General features: G+C 58.4%; 18 protein-coding genes. 11 read left to right on the top strand and 7 right to left on the bottom strand.

The genetic code is table 11. The annotated features are described in order from the left end of the window. Positions 1-38: 38 nt before the first annotated feature. The 4 genes from EO133_RS14520 to nagA all read left to right on the top strand — a co-directional run bounded on the left by EO133_RS14520 (position 39) and on the right by nagA (position 3,788). Complete coding sequence (locus EO133_RS14520; RefSeq protein ID WP_127073364.1) at positions 39-656, top strand: HAD family hydrolase; 618 nt, start codon at positions 39-41, stop codon at positions 654-656. 167 nt (positions 657-823) lie between these two features. After that, positions 824-1,585, top strand: a complete 762-nt coding sequence (locus tag EO133_RS14515) for a GntR family transcriptional regulator (protein ID WP_244640596.1) — start codon at positions 824-826, stop codon at positions 1,583-1,585. A 20-nt stretch (positions 1,586-1,605) separates the two neighbouring features. Then, a complete protein-coding gene (locus tag EO133_RS14510) occupies positions 1,606-2,640 on the top strand; it encodes an SIS domain-containing protein (protein WP_244640597.1) in 1,035 nt (344 codons plus the stop codon). After that, entirely contained in the window at positions 2,637-3,788 is a 1,152-nt protein-coding gene (nagA, locus tag EO133_RS14505; protein ID WP_164735029.1) for an N-acetylglucosamine-6-phosphate deacetylase, read from the top strand. Before EO133_RS14510 ends, nagA begins: the two co-directional genes overlap by 4 nt. A 263-nt stretch (positions 3,789-4,051) precedes the next feature. On the opposite strand, the gene EO133_RS14500 is transcribed toward nagA, so the two are convergent. Next, positions 4,052-4,495, bottom strand: coding sequence for an RrF2 family transcriptional regulator (locus tag EO133_RS14500; protein ID WP_127073362.1), 444 nt, complete (start codon positions 4,493-4,495; stop codon positions 4,052-4,054). A 660-nt stretch (positions 4,496-5,155) separates the two neighbouring features. On the opposite strand from EO133_RS14500, the gene EO133_RS14495 reads away from it, so the two are divergent. From EO133_RS14495 to EO133_RS14475, 5 genes are all read left to right on the top strand, one after another. After that, positions 5,156-6,733 carry an ABC transporter substrate-binding protein gene (locus EO133_RS14495; RefSeq protein ID WP_127073361.1) on the top strand — a complete coding sequence of 526 codons (1,578 nt, stop codon included), beginning with the start codon at positions 5,156-5,158 and terminating at the stop codon, positions 6,731-6,733. A gap of 210 nt (positions 6,734-6,943) precedes the next feature. Then, complete coding sequence (locus EO133_RS14490) at positions 6,944-7,927, top strand: ABC transporter permease (RefSeq protein ID WP_127073360.1); 984 nt, start codon at positions 6,944-6,946, stop codon at positions 7,925-7,927. 2 nt (positions 7,928-7,929) lie between these two features. Further along, complete coding sequence (locus EO133_RS14485; RefSeq protein ID WP_127073359.1) at positions 7,930-8,868, top strand: ABC transporter permease; 939 nt, start codon at positions 7,930-7,932, stop codon at positions 8,866-8,868. Next, on the top strand, positions 8,868-10,529 hold the full coding sequence (locus tag EO133_RS14480) for an ABC transporter ATP-binding protein (RefSeq protein ID WP_127073358.1): 1,662 nt from the start codon (positions 8,868-8,870) through the stop codon (positions 10,527-10,529). Before EO133_RS14485 ends, EO133_RS14480 begins: the two co-directional genes overlap by 1 nt. Positions 10,530-10,621: 92 nt before the next feature. Continuing rightward, on the top strand, positions 10,622-11,347 hold the full coding sequence (locus tag EO133_RS14475; RefSeq protein WP_127073357.1) for an SIMPL domain-containing protein: 726 nt from the start codon (positions 10,622-10,624) through the stop codon (positions 11,345-11,347). A gap of 158 nt (positions 11,348-11,505) precedes the next feature. Here EO133_RS14475 and EO133_RS14470 read toward each other — a convergent pair whose 3' ends face one another. From EO133_RS14470 to EO133_RS14460, 3 genes are read right to left on the bottom strand one after another with little or no spacing between them, the layout of a single operon-like run. Further along, positions 11,506-11,922, bottom strand: a complete 417-nt coding sequence (locus tag EO133_RS14470; protein WP_127073356.1) for a Fur family transcriptional regulator — start codon at positions 11,920-11,922, stop codon at positions 11,506-11,508. Between the two features lie 7 nt (positions 11,923-11,929). Further along, positions 11,930-12,733, bottom strand: a complete 804-nt coding sequence (locus EO133_RS14465; RefSeq protein WP_127073355.1) for a metal ABC transporter permease — start codon at positions 12,731-12,733, stop codon at positions 11,930-11,932. Further along, positions 12,726-13,601: an ATP-binding cassette domain-containing protein gene (locus EO133_RS14460; RefSeq protein ID WP_127073354.1), complete on the bottom strand. Its 876-nt coding sequence runs from the start codon at positions 13,599-13,601 to the stop codon at positions 12,726-12,728. The genes EO133_RS14465 and EO133_RS14460 overlap by 8 nt, the downstream gene beginning before the upstream one ends. 113 nt (positions 13,602-13,714) lie before the next feature. On the opposite strand from EO133_RS14460, the gene EO133_RS14455 reads away from it, so the two are divergent. Together EO133_RS14455 and zigA are read left to right on the top strand one after the other, a co-directional pair. Further along, complete coding sequence (locus EO133_RS14455) at positions 13,715-14,806, top strand: zinc ABC transporter substrate-binding protein (protein ID WP_127073353.1); 1,092 nt, start codon at positions 13,715-13,717, stop codon at positions 14,804-14,806. 232 nt (positions 14,807-15,038) lie between these two features. After that, positions 15,039-16,232: a zinc metallochaperone GTPase ZigA gene (gene zigA / locus EO133_RS14450; RefSeq protein ID WP_127073352.1), complete on the top strand. Its 1,194-nt coding sequence runs from the start codon at positions 15,039-15,041 to the stop codon at positions 16,230-16,232. A 3-nt stretch (positions 16,233-16,235) separates the two neighbouring features. Here zigA and EO133_RS14445 read toward each other — a convergent pair whose 3' ends face one another. The 3 genes from EO133_RS14445 to EO133_RS14435 form a co-directional block, all read right to left on the bottom strand. Then, the gene (locus EO133_RS14445; protein ID WP_127073351.1) at positions 16,236-16,610 is read right to left on the bottom strand and encodes a DMT family protein; all 375 of its coding nucleotides are present in this window, start codon (positions 16,608-16,610) and stop codon (positions 16,236-16,238) included. Positions 16,611-16,675: 65 nt separating this feature from the next. After that, entirely contained in the window at positions 16,676-17,716 is a 1,041-nt protein-coding gene (locus EO133_RS14440) for an osmoprotectant NAGGN system M42 family peptidase (protein ID WP_127073350.1), read from the bottom strand. Further along, positions 17,713-18,525: a FadR/GntR family transcriptional regulator gene (locus tag EO133_RS14435; protein WP_127073349.1), complete on the bottom strand. Its 813-nt coding sequence runs from the start codon at positions 18,523-18,525 to the stop codon at positions 17,713-17,715. Before EO133_RS14435 ends, EO133_RS14440 begins: the two co-directional genes overlap by 4 nt. Between the last annotated feature and the right edge of the window lie 6 nt (positions 18,526-18,531).

Below are 18,531 nucleotides of genomic sequence, written 5' to 3'. Positions count from 1 at the left end.
TAGCCCGTAGGCTAACCCGAGTTGAAAAGGAGGGATAAATGGGCGAACCGCTCGTGCCGGTGTTCGATCTTGGTGGTGTTTTTGTCGATTGGAACCCGCTTTACCTGTTCCGCAAACTCTTCGAGACCGAAGAAGAAGCGGTCTGGTTTGCGCAAAATATCTGCACGCCGGACTGGAATCTGGAGTTCGACGCCGGCGACATCTTTGCCGAAGGCGTTGCCAAGCTCATCACCCGGCATCCCCAGTATTGGCAGCAAATTCAGGCATTCGATACGCGCTGGCAGGAAACGGTCAACGGCGTTTTCCAGGGCACGGTGGATATTCATCAGGAATTGATCGATGCTGAAATTCCCACTTTCGCCATCACGAATTTTTCCTGGGAGAAATGGGTGCAAATGCTGCCGCACTGGCCGTTCCTCTCCAAGTTCGACGGGGTTGTGGTCTCCGGGCTCGAAAAGCTGGTAAAGCCCGATGTGCGCATTTATCGTTTGTTTTGCGAGCGCTACGGGCTGGCCCCCGAGGCCTGCGTCTTTATTGATGACAACGAGGCCAATGTAATTTCTGCCCGGAAAGTGGGCATGGAGGCCATTCATTTTACCTCCCCCGAAGCGCTTCGGGCCGAGCTGATCGCGCTCGGATTGCCCCTCAAACCCTAGCCCGCGCTCTGAAATTGCCCGCCTAACGCAAAGTTCTGGCCAGTTTCTGGCCAGAAAACGCGTTATTTTCGTCGATTTCGGCAAAAGTTGGCATCGGACTTGCAAAATGGTATTCCATTGGTATGTAAATGGAATGCATTTTAGCCAAAGCGAGAGGTGCCGGGCAGGTGAGCGAAAAGTTCGATGCGATTTTAAGCTCGGCTAATTTACCCCAAAGCGGCGGACTGCTTTATCTGCGCCTGCGCAATCTTATCGCCCAATCGATCGATGAAGGATTTCTGGCGCCCGGCGACGGTCTGCCATCGGAGCGCGACATCGCACAGATGACCGGACTTTCGCGCGTTACTGTGCGCAAGGCGCTGGGCCAGCTTGTCAGCGAGGGCGTACTGTTCCAGCGCCACGGCTCGGGCACTTTTGTAACCCAGCAAGTCGAGCGCTTCGAGCAGTCGCTTTCAACCCTGACCTCGTTCAGCGAGGATATGGCGCGCCGCGACATGGAACTGCGCTCCCAATGGCTCGATCGGGGCATTTATGCTCCGGCGCCCGAAGAAATGGTTATCCTGGGACTGGCCGGGGATGAAAAGGTGGCGCGCGTGGGCCGCCTGCGCATTGCGAATGGGGTGCCGCTTGCTGTGGAACGGGCAGCGATTGCCGCATCGATTCTGCCCGACCCGCAAAGCATTACCCATTCACTTTACGCCAAACTCAATGAGACCGGCCACCGGCCGGTGCGCGCGCTCCAGCGCATCGCAGCCGTCAATCTCGACCAGAAAAATGCCGCATTGCTGGGCGTTGCGCCCGGCTCGGCCAGCCTGCGCATAGAACGCACGGCCTACCTCGCCTCGGGCCGCGTCGTTGAATTTACACGCTCGATCTATAGAGGCGATGCCTATGATTTCGTCGCCGAATTGCGCGACGCGAAATCCTGATTGTTTAGCAAGGAATAGCCATGACCGGATCGAATGACACCCATATGAAGCGCGAAATCGGACAGATCCCGCAGGTCGTGGCCGACCTTCTGGGGGCGGGGCGTCCTGCAATAAGGGAAGCTGCGCAAGCGCTTGGCGTAGCAAAGCCGCGCCTTGTTGCAACAATTGCGCGCGGGTCGTCCGATCATGCGGCGAGCTATTTCAAATATGGATGCGAGCTGGTGGCGAGGCTACCGGTTGCCTCGATCGGCCCTTCTGTGGCCTCGATCTACGGCGTCGACCTCAAGTTGCAGCAAGCCGGTGCCATCGCGATTTCCCAATCAGGCAAAAGCCCCGACATCGTTTCCATGCTGCAGAGCGCGCGCCGGAGCGGTGCCTGTGCCATTGCCATAACCAACGATGCGGGCTCGCCGCTGGCTGAATCGGCAAATAACGTCATCGATATACTTGCCGGAACCGAGCAATCGGTCGCCGCGACGAAGACCTTCGTGACCTCTGTTGTCGCCGGACTGGCTGTTGTTGCCCATCTTGCTCAAGATGAAAGCCTATTGGCCGCACTCGATAACTTGCCGGACGCCTTGGAAAAAGCGCTGGCCTGCGATTGGTCGCCGTTGATCACAGCGCTTGATGGGCACAATTCACTTTACGTGCTGGGCCGCGGGCCGGGGGCCGCGATTGCCAGTGAAGCGGCGCTGAAATTCAAGGAAACCTCGGGATTGCACGCGGAGGCCTATTCAACCGCCGAAGTGCTGCACGGTCCTGCTGCAATCGTGCACAAGGGTTTCCCCGTGCTTGCGCTTTGTGCGCAGGACAAGGCGCGCGACTCCATTTTGCAGACCTGTGCCAAGCTCTCCGATCAAGGTGGCAAGGTGTTTGTTACCGATCCTGAACCCGGTGCCGGAACGCCTCTGCCGGTTGCCCGGACCGCCCATGGTCTGACCGACCCGATTGCGCTTGTCGTCAGCTTTTACGGCTTTATCGAAGCCCTGGCGCGTCATCGCGGCTTTAACCCCGATACACCCCCGCATCTGCGCAAAGTGACGGCAACCGTATGAGTGCAATGCAACACTTTAAGGCAGCACGGCTGTTCGACGGCAACCAATGGCATGATGGCGCAACTCTGGGCTGCGAGGGCGGCAGCGTAAGCCAAATCATTGATGGCGGCACACAGGTCTCTGGTGCGGATGTAACGGATCTGGGGGCGGGGTTTATCGTTCCCGGTTTTGTCGACTTGCAGGTCAATGGCGGCGGCGGCGTTCTGTTTAACGACACGACCGACAGCGATGCGCTGGAGCGGCTTTGCGCGGCTCATTTCCAGTTCGGCAGCACCGCGCTTTTGCCGACCCTGATTACCGATACGCCAAGCGTCACCCGCGCAGCCATTGCGGCGGGTCTGGCGGCGCAGGCGCGCGGGATCAGGGGATTTGAGGGTCTGCATCTTGAAGGCCCACATCTTTCGGTGGCTCGCAAGGGCGCGCATAATCCCGGCTATATAAGGCCGATGGAGCAGGCCGATCTCGATACGCTGATCGAGGCGCGGGCCGGACTTGCAACGCTTCTGACAACGATTGCGCCGGAATCGGTGGCAACCGAGCAGACGCGAGCACTGGCCGAGGCCGGGCTGATCGTCAGCCTTGGCCATTCCGACGCCTCCTATGAGACTGCCAGTGCGCATTTTGCGGCCGGGGCAACGATGGTGACGCATCTCTTCAATGCCATGAGTCAATTGGGCAGTCGTGAGCCGGGTATTGTCGGGGCCGCGCTCGATCACGGTATCTGGGCCGGACTGATAGCCGATGGCCATCACGTTGCGCCGGGAACCATCTCGGTCGCCATGCGGGGCAAGAAGGGGCCGGGCAGGATTTTTCTTGTGACCGATGCCATGTCCACCATTGGTACCGATCTGGAACGCTTCACGCTGAATGGCCGGGAAATCGTGCGCGCCGATGGCGCCTTGCGGCTGGCCGATGGCACATTGGCCGGGGCCGATCTCACCATGATTGATGCCGTGCGCTATATGCACAAGATCGTGGGCATCTCGCTCCAAGAAGCGTTGCGGATGGCAAGCCTTTATCCGGCGCAGGCCATCGGCCAGGCCGACCGGTTGGGGCAACTCGGTCTCGGTGCCGAGGCATCTTTTGTGCATCTGTCCGACGCGCTCGATGTTCTGGGCGTGTGGATCAAGGGTGAGCGGGTGGTTTAGCCGGTGCAGCTGGAAGGCTGTGGGATCGCTGCAGCCTTTGTGCTTTTTGCGTTCTGGATTCCGGGAGTGAGAAGCGGTTCGGCTTTAGCCGAAGCGAAAGCTCTGGTGGAGCTTTAGCAGCGCACGAACGCCCTGAGACCTGCGGTCGAAGGGCACGCCGGAATGACAATGAAGTTTTTTGCAGAGGATCACCCAAACACCGCCGTCACCCCGCTATTCATTACCGGGCTTCACAACGCAAGGAACACCAGCGTCTGCAGTCGCTAAATCGCTTCGGCGCGCTTGCCCGCATCGATTTCGCTGACGGCATCCGCCAGCGTGGTCTTGTCCAATACCGCGCGTGTGGCATCGGTGACCTTGGCAAAGACGTGCCGGATTTCGCAATCCTTCTCGCTCTTGCAATCGATGCAGCGTCGATAGGCGATCTTGGAGAGGCAAGGTAACGGCGCAATCGGTCCGTCGATGATACGCAGAACTTCCCCGAAACTGATATCGGCAGGAGCCTTCAAGAGCAGGTAGCCTCCGGTCTTTCCGCGCCGCGACATGACGATGCCGTTGCGCTTGAGCTCCAAAAGGATCTGTTCGAGAAACTTTTTCGGTATGTCCTGTTCGATGGCAATTTCGGAAATCATTAGGCTCTGGCCAGATTCAACGCGCGTAAGAGAAACCAGCGCGCGAAGGGCATATCGGGCCTTTTGCGAAATCATTGACACGTTGCGACGGGACCATTTGTGACAAAAGTGAGGTTGAACCTGTCATAAAGGCCCTGCTTGCCCCGTTCAACTGCCAATTGCAAAGTGTATGCAATCGAAGGGTGGATATGACCGCACGCCAGCATACGCAAAGCGGCGCGGGATTCGAAAAATCACCCTCTTCTGCTCCGGTGTTTGCGCAAAATTGCTCCGATTTTGGACGCTTGGGAGGCAATGCGTGCTCTTTGAGCAGCGTCCATCAAAAAAAGTTTGGTGAAAATTTATGGTTTAAGTACCCGTGGTTACGGGCATTAGACATTGAATAATCGAGTAAATTTTACCTTTTGATCAATAAAGGTCAGCGGTATTGACGTAAAGGGGCGTCAGATACCCATTGCGCGATCAAACAAAAGACGCTTTGTTGCGGTCTCGGCGCGCAGTGAAGGCAATCACTGTTGGCCCCAAGTCGCAGGGAGGGATCATCATGCAAAAAGATAATCCCTGCAGATTATAAAAATAGAGAGTGCGTGAAACCGCTGAGCCAGCATTGTCGAGACATCTGACCAACATGGTTTTTGACTTCGATTTATGTCGGACGCCGGATTTCGCGCACTCTTACATACGCCTATCCTGTTGCCGGAAACGGCGGCAGAAGCTTCAAGGGGAATGAAACTCATGGCAAATAAACTGACCGGCATTGTGGCGGTCCTTCTCGCCTCATCGGTGATGATTTCGGCTGCGAACGCCGAAACCCTGCGCTGGGCTCGCCAGTCCGACGCGCTTACGCTCGATCCGCATTCGCAGAACCAGGGCGTGACCCACACTTTCAATCACCACATCTATGAGACGCTTCTGGACCGCGATGTGGAAGGCAACCTTCAGCCGCGCCTTGCGACCGACTGGTACGTCAAGGAAGGCGATGAAACCGTTTGGGTTTTCGAGCTGCGCGAAGGCGTAACTTTCCATGGCGGTGAAGAGTTCACCGCCGAAGACGTCGTGTTCTCGATCGAGCGCGCGAAGTCCGACAACTCCAACATGCGCCAGCTTCATGCTGACGTTGTGAGCGTGACCGCTGTTGACGACTATACTGTCGAATTCCAGATGGCCGGCCCTTCGCCGCTCTATCCCAACAACGTCACCAACACCTTCATCATGGACAAGGGCTGGTCGGAAGCTAACGACCTGGTCGGCGTGCAGGATTTTGCCGCTGGCGAGGAAAACTTCGCCGTGCGCAACACCAACGGCACCGGCCCCTACATCCTGACTGAGCGTGATCCCGACGTGCGTTCGGTCATGACCGTCAACGAAAACTGGTGGGGCGACGCACCAGCTGTAACCGAAATCGTCTATACCCCGATCTCGGATAGCGCGACCCGTATTGCAGCCCTGCTTTCGGGCGAAGTCGATCTGGTACAGGACGTTCCCGTCCAGGACATCGAGCGCCTTGCAGGCTCGCCGGGCATCAAGGTGGAGACCGGCCCTGAAAACCGCACCATCTATTTCGGCTACCGGATGGATGACGCGCCGCTGGTGTCCTCCAACATCACCGACGAGAACCCCTTCGCAAATCCGCTGGTTCGTGAAGCCATGGAGCTTGTCGTGGACCGCAACGCGATCCAGCAGGTTGTCATGCGCGGTCAGTCGATCCCCACTTGCGTGAACATGCCTCCGTTCGTTGCAGGCTGGACCGAAGAGCTTGACGCCTGTCCGGCAGTCGATGTCGAACGCGCTCGACAGCTCATGGAAGAAGCGGGCTATGGCGATGGCTTCTCGGTGACGCTGGACACCCCCAACGACCGTTATGTCAATGACGAAGCGATCGCACAGGCTGTTGTCGGTATGCTCGGCCAGATCGGTATCGATGTAACCCTGGCTTCCCGTCCGGTCGCTCAGCACTCGCCGCTGATCCTCAACAACGAAACCGACTTCTATCTCCTTGGCTGGGGCGTGCCGACCTTTGACTCAGCCTATATCTTCAACGACCTCGTCCACACCAAGGACGGCAATTACGGTACCTACAATATCGGCCTTTATTCCAATCCTGAACTGGACGAAAAAATCCAGTCTCTGGGCACTATGACCGATCTGGAAGCCCGTGATGCCGTTGTTGCTGAAATCTGGGATCAGGTTCAGGAAGACCGCGTGTTCCTCACCATTCACGTACAGGCGCTCGCCTATGCAATGAAAGATGGTTTGACCCTCGCCGTGCATCCTGAAAACCAGCCCCGGATGACCGACGTCGTTATCGACTAGGCCATCGGAACCCAACAGGCGCCGCGCCACAGCTTTTCAAAAGTCGTGGCGCGGCGCTTCGTTTAACCGGCACCTTGAAAGATCGTCCGCAAATTACTGGACGTTGCCGCTGACGGGATTTCCGCTAGACTTCCTTCACACCGGGACTGCTGGGCAACGGCCCAAGTCTTTCCCATTGATCTGCTAAAAGCGTTGACGGAGACCACTTCGATGCTGGCCTTCATTTTCAAACGACTCGGGCAATCCATTATTGTGATGCTCGCCGTCGCTTTGATCTCTTTCATCATGTTCCGATATGTCGGCGACCCGGTCGCTTCGATGGTTTCCCAGGAGGCAACCATCGCCGATCAGGAACTCCTGCGTGAGCGCCTCGGGCTCAACGATCCGTTCTATGTGCAGTTCTTCCGCTTCATAATGAACGCATTGCAGGGCAATTTCGGCATTTCCTATCGCCTGCAGACCCCTGTGGCCGATCTGATTATGTCGCGCCTGCCCGCAACGATCGAACTGGCCCTGACCTCGGCGACAATCGCGCTGATCGTGGGCATCGTTGCCGGTGTTTTCACCGCGCTGAACCGCAAGAGCCCTATTGCTGCCGGTATCATGGCCTTCTCGTTGATCGGCGTGTCGCTGCCGACCTTCCTGATCGGTATTGGACTCATTTACATCTTTGCCGTCGAATTGCAGTGGCTTCCCAGCTTCGGGCGCGGTCAGGTCGTGGATCTGGGTTGGTGGCGAACCGGCTTTCTGACGGAGACGGGCCTGCGCTCGCTCATCCTGCCAGCGATTACGCTTTCACTGTTCCAGATGACGCTGATCATGCGCCTCGTGCGCGCGGAAATGCTTGAAGTGCTGCGGCAGGATTATATCAAGTTCGCCCGCGCCAGAGGGCTTTCAAAACGGGCGATCAACTTCTCGCACGCGCTCAAGAACACCATGGTTCCCGTGATCACCATTGCAGGCCTGCAACTGGGCTCGATTATCACCGGGGCACTGATCACCGAAACGGTTTTCCAGTGGCCCGGCATTGGTTCGCTGTTCCTCTCCTCAGTCGCGGTGGTCGACGTGCCGGTTATGGCCGCCTACCTGATCTTTGTCGGTTTCGTGTTCGTGATCGTCAATCTGATCGTCGACATTCTCTATTACGTCGTTGACCCCCGTCTACGGGTTGGCGGCTCGTCCAAGGGGCACTGACCATGACCGATATTACACCGTCGGCCCCCAAAGGCCGCTTCGCCAAGATCATCGATTCCGACATCTTTTTCTCCTACCGCACGTCACCAGTCGCGATCGTTTCCTCGATCGTTGCAGCGATCCTGGTCCTTGCCGCAATTTTCGCGCCCTGGATTGCACCTTACGATCCGTTCAGCCCGCGCACGCTCAATCTCATGAACGGGTTCACCCCGCCCATGAGCGAAAGCATGTTGGGGGCGTTCTTCATCTTCGGTTCGGATCATCAGGGTCGCGACGTCTTTTCGGCCATTCTCTATGGCTCGCGCGTTTCGCTACTCGTGGGTGTTTCGGCGGTGATGTTTGCCATGATCCTGGGGGTCTCTCTGGGGCTGATCGCCGGGTTCCGCGGCGGGCTGACCGATACCGTCATCATGCGTATCGCCGACATCCAGCTTTCTTTCCCCTCGATCCTGATCGCGCTTCTGATCTTTGGTATAGCCCGCGGCATCCTCCCGCCGGCGCAACAGGAGAACATGGCGATCTTCGTTCTGATCTTTGCCATCGGACTTTCCGACTGGGCGCAATTTGCCCGAACCGTGCGCGGCAGCACCATGGTCGAGCGGCAAAAGGATTACGTTTCAGCCGCCCGCATCATCGGGGTCAAGCCGATCTTCATTTTGATCCGCCATATCCTGCCCAACGTTCTGGGACCGGTTCTGGTGATCGGCACCATCGGGCTGGCGCTGGCCATCATTGCCGAAGCGACCCTTTCGTTCCTGGGCGTCGGTGTGCCGCCAACCCGGCCTTCACTGGGCACCCTGATCCGCATCGGGCAGCAATTCCTGTTCTCCGGTGAATGGTGGATCCTGTTCTTCCCTGCCATCACGCTCGTCCTTCTGGCCCTGTCGGTCAACCTTCTGGGCGACTGGTTGCGTGACGCATTGAATCCGAGGCTGCGCTGATGAGCGAACCTGTACTTTCTGTAAAAGACCTGAGCGTTGTCTTTCACTTGCGACGTGGTGACTTCACCGCTGTAAACAAGATCTCCTTTGACATCATGCCCGGCGAAGTGCTGGGCGTGGTGGGGGAATCGGGCGCCGGAAAATCCATGACCGGCACAGCCATTATGGGGCTGGTCGACCGTCCGGGCGAAGTCTCGTCCACCTCGATCACTCTTAACGGCGATCGGATCGACGGGCTCGACGAAGAAAGCCTGCGCAAGATCCGCGGTCGACGCATCGGCATGGTCATGCAAGACCCGCTGACTTCGCTCAACCCACTTTTTACCGTTGGCGAGCAGTTGATCGAAACCATTCGCCGCCATTTGCCGCTCAACGAAAAGCAGGCCAGGGCTCGCGCTATCGAGCTCCTGGCCGATGCCGGCATTCCAAAGCCCGAAGATCGCATTGACGCTTATCCGCACCAGTTTTCGGGTGGCATGCGTCAGCGCGTGGTGATCTCGCTCGCGCTGGCAGCAGAACCTGAACTCGTGATTGCCGACGAACCCACCTCGGCGCTCGACGTTTCGGTTCAGGCCCAGATCATCAAGGTGCTAAAGCGCCTGTGCGCCGAACGCGGCGTTGCCGTGATGCTGATTACCCACGACATGGGTGTGATCGCGGAAGCCGCTGATCGCATGATCGTCATGAACAAGGGTGAAATCGTTGAAACCGGAACGGTTGGCGATATCATCCACCGGCCAAAAGAGCCCTATACGATCAAATTGATCGATGCGATCCCTTCGATCAAGGAACAGAACCCGCGCTATGCTGCGGCGGTCGCGCGCGGAGATGAGGGCGATGCGGCTGTCACCGACGCGCCTCTTGTCCGGGCCGAAAACCTCTCCATGGTTTTCGACCTTTCCCCCTCCCTGTTCTCGCGGCTAACCGGTCGCAATCGCAAGATCGTCAATGCGGTCAATGATGTTTCCTTTCAGATCGAGCGGGGCAAGACCTATGGGCTTGTCGGGGAGTCTGGGTCGGGCAAATCCACCTGCGCACGTATGATGGTGGGCCTTTTGCGCCCAACGGATGGTAATGTGCTGCTTGAGGGCACCGACATCTGGAACGACAAGGATGCGGCAGCCAAGCGGCGGTCGAAAATCCAGATGATTTTCCAGGACCCTTATGCGAGCCTTAATCCGCGCTGGCGGGTGGGCGACATCATCGCCGAACCCATGCGGCAATTGGGTATCGCCCGCAACAACAAGGAAATCACCGAAAAGGTCGCGTACCTGCTTGATCGGGTGCGGCTCGATCCAGTGGTCATGCGGAAATATCCGCACGAGTTTTCCGGCGGCCAGCGTCAGCGGATTGCCATTGCGCGTGCGCTTTCGAGCGAGCCGGAATTCATCATTTGCGATGAGCCGACCTCGGCGCTTGACGTTTCGGTGCAGGCTCAGGTGCTCGAATTGATGAGTCAACTGCAGGACGAGTTCGGCCTGACCTATTTGCTCATCAGCCATAACCTTGCCGTTGTGCGCCAGATGGCAGATGCCGTAGGCGTGCTCCACAACGGTGTTCTGGTCGAAAGCGGGCCTGTTGAAGAGATTTTCAGTGCGCCCAAAGCCGACTATACGCGGATGCTGCTCGACGCCGTGCCCGATATTGCCAAGGTAGCATAAGCGCGCTTCGCACTTCGCCCAAAACCCACCACAATTAAAGCGCCCAGTCGGCTTGTGCCGGGGGGCGCTTTTTCTGTTGGGGGAACCAACCCATGCAATTTCTATCCCGTATTCTGGCGGCATTACTGATTGCCGTGGGCCTTGGCGCCGCTGGTTGGCTGGCTGGGCAGGCCCTGATCGAAAGCCGGCAGCCGTTACGCACGGTTACGGTCAAGGGTCTATCCGAACGGCCGGTGATGGCCGATCAGGGGTTCTGGCCGATCAAATTCGTGGCCACCGGCCCGACGCTTGAAGATGCGCGTGCCCAGCTTGAAACCGCTGACAGCGCGGTGCGGCAATTCCTGCTCGGGCAGGGTTTTGACGACGCCGATATGCGGGTGCAGAATATTTTCGTTGAGGATCGCATGGCAGGCTACAATGCCGCCAATACACCCGATCTGGCACGTTTCGTTCTGACGGAAGAGTTTTTGCTCACATCAAGCGATGTGGACGCGATAGCCCAGGCTGCGCGCAATGTCGGCGAATTGCTGCGGCTGGGCGTTGTCTTTTCCTCCGATAGCTATAATGCGGGGCCGTCCTATACTTTTGCTGCGCTCAACGACCTCAAGGCCGAAATGCTGGCCGAGGCGACCCAGAGAGCGCGTGAAGCCGCAGACCAGTTCGCGCAGGATGCGGGCGCCGATGTTGGCACCATCCAGACGGCCAATCAGGGCGTTTTTGAAATCCTTGCTGCGGTCGATATTCCCGACCAGCGGGCCGAAAAGCAAATCGAGAAAAAGGTGCGGGTCGTGACCACCATTACCTATTTTCTGGAGTAAAGGGACTTCTAAACGCTTGAGCGCGTTGCCGTCTGGATTCCGGGAAGAAATCCCGGAATGACTGTTGAAGTGGAGTGCCGTTTCTTTGCGTCTTTCCACCGAGGTCACCCCGGGATTTATCCCCGGGGTCCAGAGGCCGGTGGCTCAGCCTGTGCGTTTCACGCTGCGCTGGCGCAGGCCCGGCACGCGCCGCGGATTTCCATGGTGGTACGTTTGGTCACAAAGCCTTCACGCGCGGCCCAATCATCGAGCCGCTGGCGTACCACATCGTCGGAAAATTCCGATACCTGGCCGCAGCTTTCGCAAATGGCAAAGGCGATAAGCCCGGATTTGTGGCAATGGGGGTGCGCGCAGGCAACAAAGGCATTAAGGCTTTCGAGCCGGTGTGCCAGCCCCATTTCCAGGAGTTTGTCGAGCGCGCGATAGACCTGCAACGGCGCGCGCAGCCCTTCCTCGCGCAATTGATCGAGGATCGAATAGGCGCTCAAGGGGCTTTCGGCCTTTTCCAGCGTGCCCAGGACGAGATGCTGGTTGCGGGTCAGGTCTCTTGCAGAAGTCGCTCTTGCAGAACTCATGGCTCGATCAATCCTTTGCGCTCAACCCATTAAGGGGCACAAGCGAGGTCAGGGCGAAAACGCCCAACGCGGCCACCACAATGGAAGGTCCCGAAGGGGTATCGAAATGTAGCGATGCCCACAAGCCCAACAGCACTGCCGCCATGCCGCCAAGTGCCGCATAGAGCGCCATCTGTTCGGGTGTATTGGCAATGCGCCGGGCGGCGGTGGCCGGAATGATGAGCATGGCGGTAATCAGCAATACGCCGAGAATTTTCATGGCGATGGCGATAAGGGCGGCCAGAAGTACCATAAAGACCAGTTTGTTGCGCTCTGGCGCAAAGCCTTCGGCCTGGGCAATGTCTTCGCTGACTGTGCCCGCGAGCATCGGGCGCCAGAGCCATGCCAGAACCCCAAGCACAACCGCCCCTCCTCCATAGATCAATGCCAGATCGGCAACTGAAACTGCGAGAATGTCGCCAAAGAGCAGGCCCATGAGATCGATCCGCACATGGGGCATGAGCGAGACCAGCACCAGCCCGATCGCGAGCGTGGAATGACTCAGGAGCCCCAGCAGGGAATCGGAGGATAGCGAGCCGCGCTTTTGCAGAAACACGAGAATGATCGCGACCAGCACCGCAATGGCAAAGACCCCGGCCATGGGCGAGAGCGAAAAGAACAAAGCCAGCGCCACCCCCAGAATGGCCGAATGGGCCATGGTGTCGCCGAAATAGGCCAGCCGCCGCCAGACGATGAAACAACCCAGCGGACCGGTGATCGCAGCAACGCCAAGCCCGGCAATGATGGCGCGGGTGAAAAAGCTCTCAAGCATGGCGTGAGGGCTCCTGGTTCTGGCGCGTATGGCCATGCTCGTGATCGTGGGCATGGCTGTGATCGCAATGGGGGCCGTGGGCATGGTGATCGAAATTGAGATCGCCATCGGCGTGTTTGACCGTGCCATCGGGCAGATGGGAGTGGTTGTGCTCATGGCGATAAATCGCCAGCGTTTCGGCAGCACGGGGGCCAAACAGCGCCGCATATTCCCCGCTCGCGGCGACAGTTTCGGGCGAGCCCGAGCAGCAGACATGGCCGTTAAGGCAAATGACGGTATCGGTGCGCGCCATCACCACATGCAGGTCGTGGCTGATGAGCAGCACGCCGCAGCCGGTGGCGTCGCGGATCTGGCCGATGAGATCGTAAAGCGCGACCTCGCCGGAAAAATCGACACCCTGTACGGGTTCGTCCAGCACCAGAAGGTCGGGTTTGCCGATAATGGCGCGGGCGATCAATGCGCGCTGGAATTCGCCACCCGAAAGCTGGTGGACCTGCGCTTTTTTGAGATGGGCAATGCCGACCTGTTCAAGCGCCCGATCGATCTCATTTGCCGAATGGCGGCCAGTCAGCGCCATCAGCCTTGCAACCGTCATGGGCAGCGAGCGGTCCATTGCAACCCGCTGCGGGACATAGCCGATCCTGAGTTTCTTTTCGCGCCAGACCTTGCCTTCATCCGGTGCCATGATGCCGAGCGCAAGCTTGACGGTAGTGGATTTTCCGGACCCGTTCGGGCCGATCAGCGTGACGATTTCGCCCCGTGCAATGGAAAGATCGACCCCGCGCACCAGCCAACGATCCTCGCGCCGGACACCGACGCCGCTAACGGTGATGATGGGGTGCCGCTCGGGCGCGGTAAAGTTTTGCATAGGCATTCCTGCGCAACGGGTTCGAGAACGCTTGACAGCGTGCGTGCTGTTATAGCATTACACCAACTCAAACTTGTAATGTCATAACATAATGCCGAGAGGACGTCCCGACAATGCCCAATCGTGCCGCACGCCTGATTGTCCCCGCAACCTTGGCGATTTTTGCTGCCAGCCCGGCGCTTGCCGCGCCCAATGTGGTGGCTTCCATCAAGCCCATTCATTCCCTTGTCGCCGCCGTGATGGACGGGGTGGGCGAACCCGGACTTCTGGTGCAAGGCGCGGCCAGCCCGCACAGTTTCTCGCTCAGGCCTTCCGACGCGGCAAAGCTGGAAGCTGCGAACATCGTCTTCTGGATCGGGGCCGATCTGGAAACCTTCCTGCCTGGCCCGCTGGCAAGTCTTGCTGGTGACGCCCAGGTTGTGGAACTGATGGATGTCGAAGGCATGACCATTCTTGACATGCGCGAGGGTGGACTTTTTGAACCCCACAGCCATGATCATGGCGACCACGACCACGACCACGACCACGACCACGACCACGACCACGACCACGACCACGACCACGACCACGATCATGGGCACGATCACGATGACGACCATGGACATGAGGCGCACGATCACGACGATCATGGGCATGATGAGCATGGGCACAGCCACGATCATGAGCACGATCATCACCATGATCACGACCATGGCGATGCCCATATCTGGCTCGATACGCAAAATGCGCGCCTGATGGTCGCCGCGATTGCCGATACGCTGATGGCCGCCGACCCGGAAAATGCCGAGACCTATAACGAGAACGGTCAGGCGCTGGTCGCGCGGCTTTCCGAACTCGAAGACGAGATTGCCGAGAGCCTCGATGGCGCGCGCGGCAGGCCGTTCTTTGTTTTCCACGATGCCTATCATTATTTCGAGAACCGCTTCGACATCGAGGCGACAGGCACGTTCACCGTTAATCCAGAAGTCGCACCCGGTGCGGCCCGGCTGACTGAAATTCGCGAGCGGGTTCAGGCTGAGGAAGCCGTGTGCCTTTTTGCCGAACCGCAATTCAGTCCGGCTGTTGTTGAAACCATTGCCGATGGCACAGATGCGCGGCTTGGTGTTCTCGACCCCCTTGGTGCCGATATTGAGGATGGGCCGGAGCTCTATTTCACGCTGATGCGCAATCTGGCCCAAAGCCTGAGCGACTGCCTGGGCCAGTAATCAGGGGCAGAAACCTCGCACCGCAATACGACAAGAGAGGCGGGCCGATTGTGTCCGCCTTTTCACTCAGAAAAAATGTAATGTTATAACAGAAAAGTCATGGCGCCGGCCGCATTGTGACCGCGGTAAAGCCGGCACTGCATACCCTGAAGTCGAGCCATGCCCTTTCACATCGTTACCGCCGGTGGATTCGGCCACGGTCCCGGATTCGCCTCACATCGGAGATATATAAATGGATAGACGGCTTCCCGTCACCGTGCTTTCGGGTTTCCTGGGCGCAGGCAAAACCACATTGCTCAACCACGTGCTTGGCAATCGCGAAGGGCTGAAAGTCGCCGTGATCGTCAACGACATGAGCGAGGTCAATATCGATGCGGCGCTGGTGCGCGACGGCGGTGCAAATCTTTCGCGCACCGATGAGCAGCTCGTGGAAATGACCAATGGCTGCATCTGCTGCACCCTGCGCGACGATCTCCTGATCGAGGTGCGCAAGCTGGCAAGCGAAGGCCGGTTCGACTATCTGCTGATTGAATCCACCGGCATTTCCGAACCGCTGCCGGTGGCGACGACCTTCGATTTCCGCGATGAAAATGGGATCTCCTTATCCGACATGGCCCGGCTAGACACGATGGTAACGGTTGTCGATGCGGTCAATCTTTTAGCCCATTATGCCTCCCACGACCGCCTAGCCGATCATGGCGAAAGTCTCGGGGAAGGCGACGAGCGCACATTGATCGATCTTTTGGTCGAGCAGATGGAATTTGCCGATGTGGTGGTGCTCAACAAGGTTTCAGATGCCGATCCTGGTCAATTGGAAGCTGCACGCAAGATCGTGCGTTCGCTTAACGGGTCGGCGCGCATCATCGAAACCGATTTCGGCAAGGTGGAGATGTCCGACATCATGGGAACCGGTCGGTTCGATCTTGAAAAGGCCCAAGCCCATCCCTTGTGGTTCAAGGAGTTGAACGGGTTCACCGACCATGTGCCCGAAACCGAGGAATATGGCATCCGGTCCTTCGTCTATCGGGCGCGGCGGCCGTTCGTGCCGCAGTTGTTTCATAAATTTGTCCATGACGCATGGCCCGGCGTCGTGCGTGCCAAAGGCTTTTTCTGGCTGGCCACGCGCCCTCATTTCGTGGGCGAGATGAGTCAGGCCGGCGCCATGGTGCGTACCGAACGGCGCGGGCTTTGGTGGTCTTCGGTTTCCGAGGAACGCTGGCCCGACCATCCCGACTGGCGGGCATCGATGGAGCCTTATCTCGACCCGGTCTGGGGCGACCGCAGGCAGGAACTTGTCTTTATCGGGGTCGATCCCATGGATGAAGCGGCAATCCGCCAGAGGCTCGACCAATGCCTGATGCCTGCGCGCAACTTCTCGCCCGACGCCTGGCAGGGCTTGCCGGACCCCTTCCCGCACTGGGGATAAGGTCTATTTGAGCGGACCCTTAAAGATGAAAAAGGCGCCAAGGGCGATAAAGGCAAAGCCGAGCACGTGATTGAGGGTAAACTTTTCGCCCAGATAAAAGATGGCAAAGAGCGCGAAGACCGACAGAGAGATCACCTCCTGAATGGTCTTCAGCTCAGCACCTGAATAAACGCTATAGCCGATCCGATTGGCGGGCACTGCCAGCCAATATTCAAAAAAGGCGATGCCCCAGCTTATAAACACCACAACCCAGAGCGCGGCACCGGGGAATTTCAGGTGCCCGTACCAGGCAAAGGTCATAAAGACATTGGACCCGATCAGCAAAACGATCGGGGCCAGTAGCGAAAAGAGCGAAGGCGCGGCAGCAAGCGAGGGCATTGAGGCACTTTGAGGATTTTGAGAAAGCCAAAATTCAAAGCGCCGTTTGCAGGCAAATTGCAAGCCTAATATTTGCTGCCCGGCAGGGACACTAGATCGCTTTGCAGATAGGCGACGATCAACCGGGTCAATTGGATGAGGCTTTCGATATGGGTGCGTTCCCAGCCATGCGAGGAATCGAGTGAAAAGCACGCAAGCCCAACCCGCAAATCCCAGCCCGCATCGATTGCCGCCGCGCTGTCGGAGCGATAGGAGCGGAACGTGTCGCGCACATGGGTGATGGCGTTGGCGTTGCACAGATCGACAAGGTGGCGCGTGATCGGCATGTCGAATGGGCCGGTGCGGTCGCGAAAGGCAATGATGGCCGCGTCGTCCCGGCTGGCCTGATCGGGCGCTGTAACGCCATTATCGATGGCGACGAGTTCCTGAACCTTTGGCCCAAAACCATGCGTGCCGCCGATCCCCACTTCCTCAGAAATGGTGAACATGATTTGGGCGGGGATGGCCGGTTCGATGCCGTTGTCGCGGCAATATTTGAGCGCGGTCAGAAGGCAGGCGACCCCGGCCTTGTCGTCCAGATGGCGCGAAACGATAAAGCCGTTATCGAGAAATTCGGGCTGGGCATCGACGGCAACGATATCCCCGATCTGAACGGCCTTGGCGTCTTCATCATTGCAATCGAGGCGGATTTCCAGATTATCCCAATCGGCGGGTTGGGTATCGACTTCGGTATTGAACCGGTGCCCGGACGCTTTGAGCGGCAAAATGGTGCCGCGTAACGCTCCGCGATCGGTAAAGACAGTGACCCGCGCGCCTTCGGCAAAACGGGCGGCCCATGTGCCGGTATTGCGCAAGGTCGGGCGGCCGTTGGGTCTGATGCCGGTGACCATGGCGCCCAGCGTATCGAGATGGGCAGCAAGCGCGCGACGCGGTTCGCCTTGGCCGATTTGCGTTGAAAGCACGCCGCGGCGCGTATAGGCGCGCGGTAGGCCGAGATCCTCAAGCCAGCCATCGGCAAGCGCAACCGCAGGTTCGGTGCGCCCGACCGGGCTGGGGGTCTCAACAAGTGCCTTGAGGCAGGCGGTGAGATAGTGCGTATCGATCACGAGACAACCTTCCGGCGCCTTTCGCCCCGACCGCGTGCAACCGGATCGTGCAGGAAGTCGCCGGTCAATTCCGCCTGCAGATCGAGCATGGCCGTTTCCGCATAGGCCATGTGATCGGCCATGATCTGGTGCACGCGCGTACTGTCGCCAGCCTTCATAGCCTCGAGCAATTCGCGCTGATAGGCGATGCCCTGCTGTCGCAGCACAGGCTTGGGCTGGCGATAGATGTCGCGGCAGACGGCAAGCTCTTTGAGCAGCGTTTGGAGAAACCGGCAGGTAAAGGCCAGAAGCGCATTGTCGGCATATTCGGCAACAACTGCGTGGAAATCAAGCTCGGCCATGCGTTGGTCCCAACGCTCCTGCGCATCGGCGGGTTCATGATCGTAAATGGCGATGATGTCGGTGAGCCGCTTATAGCCCGCATCATCGATATTGGTCATGGCCGAAACGGCAACCAGGGGTTCAAGCACCTTGCGCAGAGCGTAGATGTCGCCAATCGTCATGTTCTTGGCGAACAGGTAATTGGACAAAAGGCTCATCGCCCGCTGTTCGGACATGGTCTCGATAAACGCGCCGCCGCCCGGACCGGTGCGAATGCGGATCAACCCCTGCACTTCGAGCGCCTTGAGCGCTTCGCGAATGGTTCCTTTGGATGCTGCATATTGCTCGATCAGCTCGCGCTCCTGCGGCAGCCGATCACCGGGCTGCAAGCCATGCTCGACAATGGTTTTCTTGATCGCATCGACAATTTCGTCGGTGCGTTTGCGGCGCATGGGGGCGGGCGAGGCGAGGGGCGTGAGTTCGTTCATTGTGCC

It is taken from the genome of Pelagibacterium lentulum (genome assembly GCF_003992625.1).
Taxonomy (GTDB): Bacteria; Pseudomonadota; Alphaproteobacteria; order Rhizobiales; family Devosiaceae; genus Pelagibacterium; species Pelagibacterium lentulum.
This window is presented reverse-complemented; position numbering and strand designations above follow the sequence as displayed.

Bases quoted from the DNA above. Each gene is read 5' to 3' on its own strand.
- EO133_RS14520 (WP_127073364.1), top strand. From the start codon at position 39: ATGGGCGAACCGCTCGTGCCGGTGTTCGATCTTGGTGGTGTTTTTGTC.
- EO133_RS14510 (WP_244640597.1), top strand. From the start codon at position 1,606: ATGACCGGATCGAATGACACCCATATGAAGCGCGAAATCGGACAGATC.
- nagA (WP_164735029.1), top strand. From the start codon at position 2,637: ATGAGTGCAATGCAACACTTTAAGGCAGCACGGCTGTTCGACGGCAAC.
- EO133_RS14500 (WP_127073362.1), bottom strand. From the start codon at position 4,495: ATGATTTCGCAAAAGGCCCGATATGCCCTTCGCGCGCTGGTTTCTCTT.
- EO133_RS14495 (WP_127073361.1), top strand. From the start codon at position 5,156: ATGGCAAATAAACTGACCGGCATTGTGGCGGTCCTTCTCGCCTCATCG.
- EO133_RS14490 (WP_127073360.1), top strand. From the start codon at position 6,944: ATGCTGGCCTTCATTTTCAAACGACTCGGGCAATCCATTATTGTGATG.
- EO133_RS14485 (WP_127073359.1), top strand. From the start codon at position 7,930: ATGACCGATATTACACCGTCGGCCCCCAAAGGCCGCTTCGCCAAGATC.
- EO133_RS14480 (WP_127073358.1), top strand. From the start codon at position 8,868: ATGAGCGAACCTGTACTTTCTGTAAAAGACCTGAGCGTTGTCTTTCAC.
- EO133_RS14475 (WP_127073357.1), top strand. From the start codon at position 10,622: ATGCAATTTCTATCCCGTATTCTGGCGGCATTACTGATTGCCGTGGGC.
- EO133_RS14470 (WP_127073356.1), bottom strand. From the start codon at position 11,922: ATGAGTTCTGCAAGAGCGACTTCTGCAAGAGACCTGACCCGCAACCAG.
- EO133_RS14465 (WP_127073355.1), bottom strand. From the start codon at position 12,733: ATGCTTGAGAGCTTTTTCACCCGCGCCATCATTGCCGGGCTTGGCGTT.
- EO133_RS14460 (WP_127073354.1), bottom strand. From the start codon at position 13,601: ATGCAAAACTTTACCGCGCCCGAGCGGCACCCCATCATCACCGTTAGC.
- EO133_RS14455 (WP_127073353.1), top strand. From the start codon at position 13,715: ATGCCCAATCGTGCCGCACGCCTGATTGTCCCCGCAACCTTGGCGATT.
- zigA (WP_127073352.1), top strand. From the start codon at position 15,039: ATGGATAGACGGCTTCCCGTCACCGTGCTTTCGGGTTTCCTGGGCGCA.
- EO133_RS14445 (WP_127073351.1), bottom strand. From the start codon at position 16,610: ATGCCCTCGCTTGCTGCCGCGCCTTCGCTCTTTTCGCTACTGGCCCCG.
- EO133_RS14435 (WP_127073349.1), bottom strand. From the start codon at position 18,525: ATGAACGAACTCACGCCCCTCGCCTCGCCCGCCCCCATGCGCCGCAAA.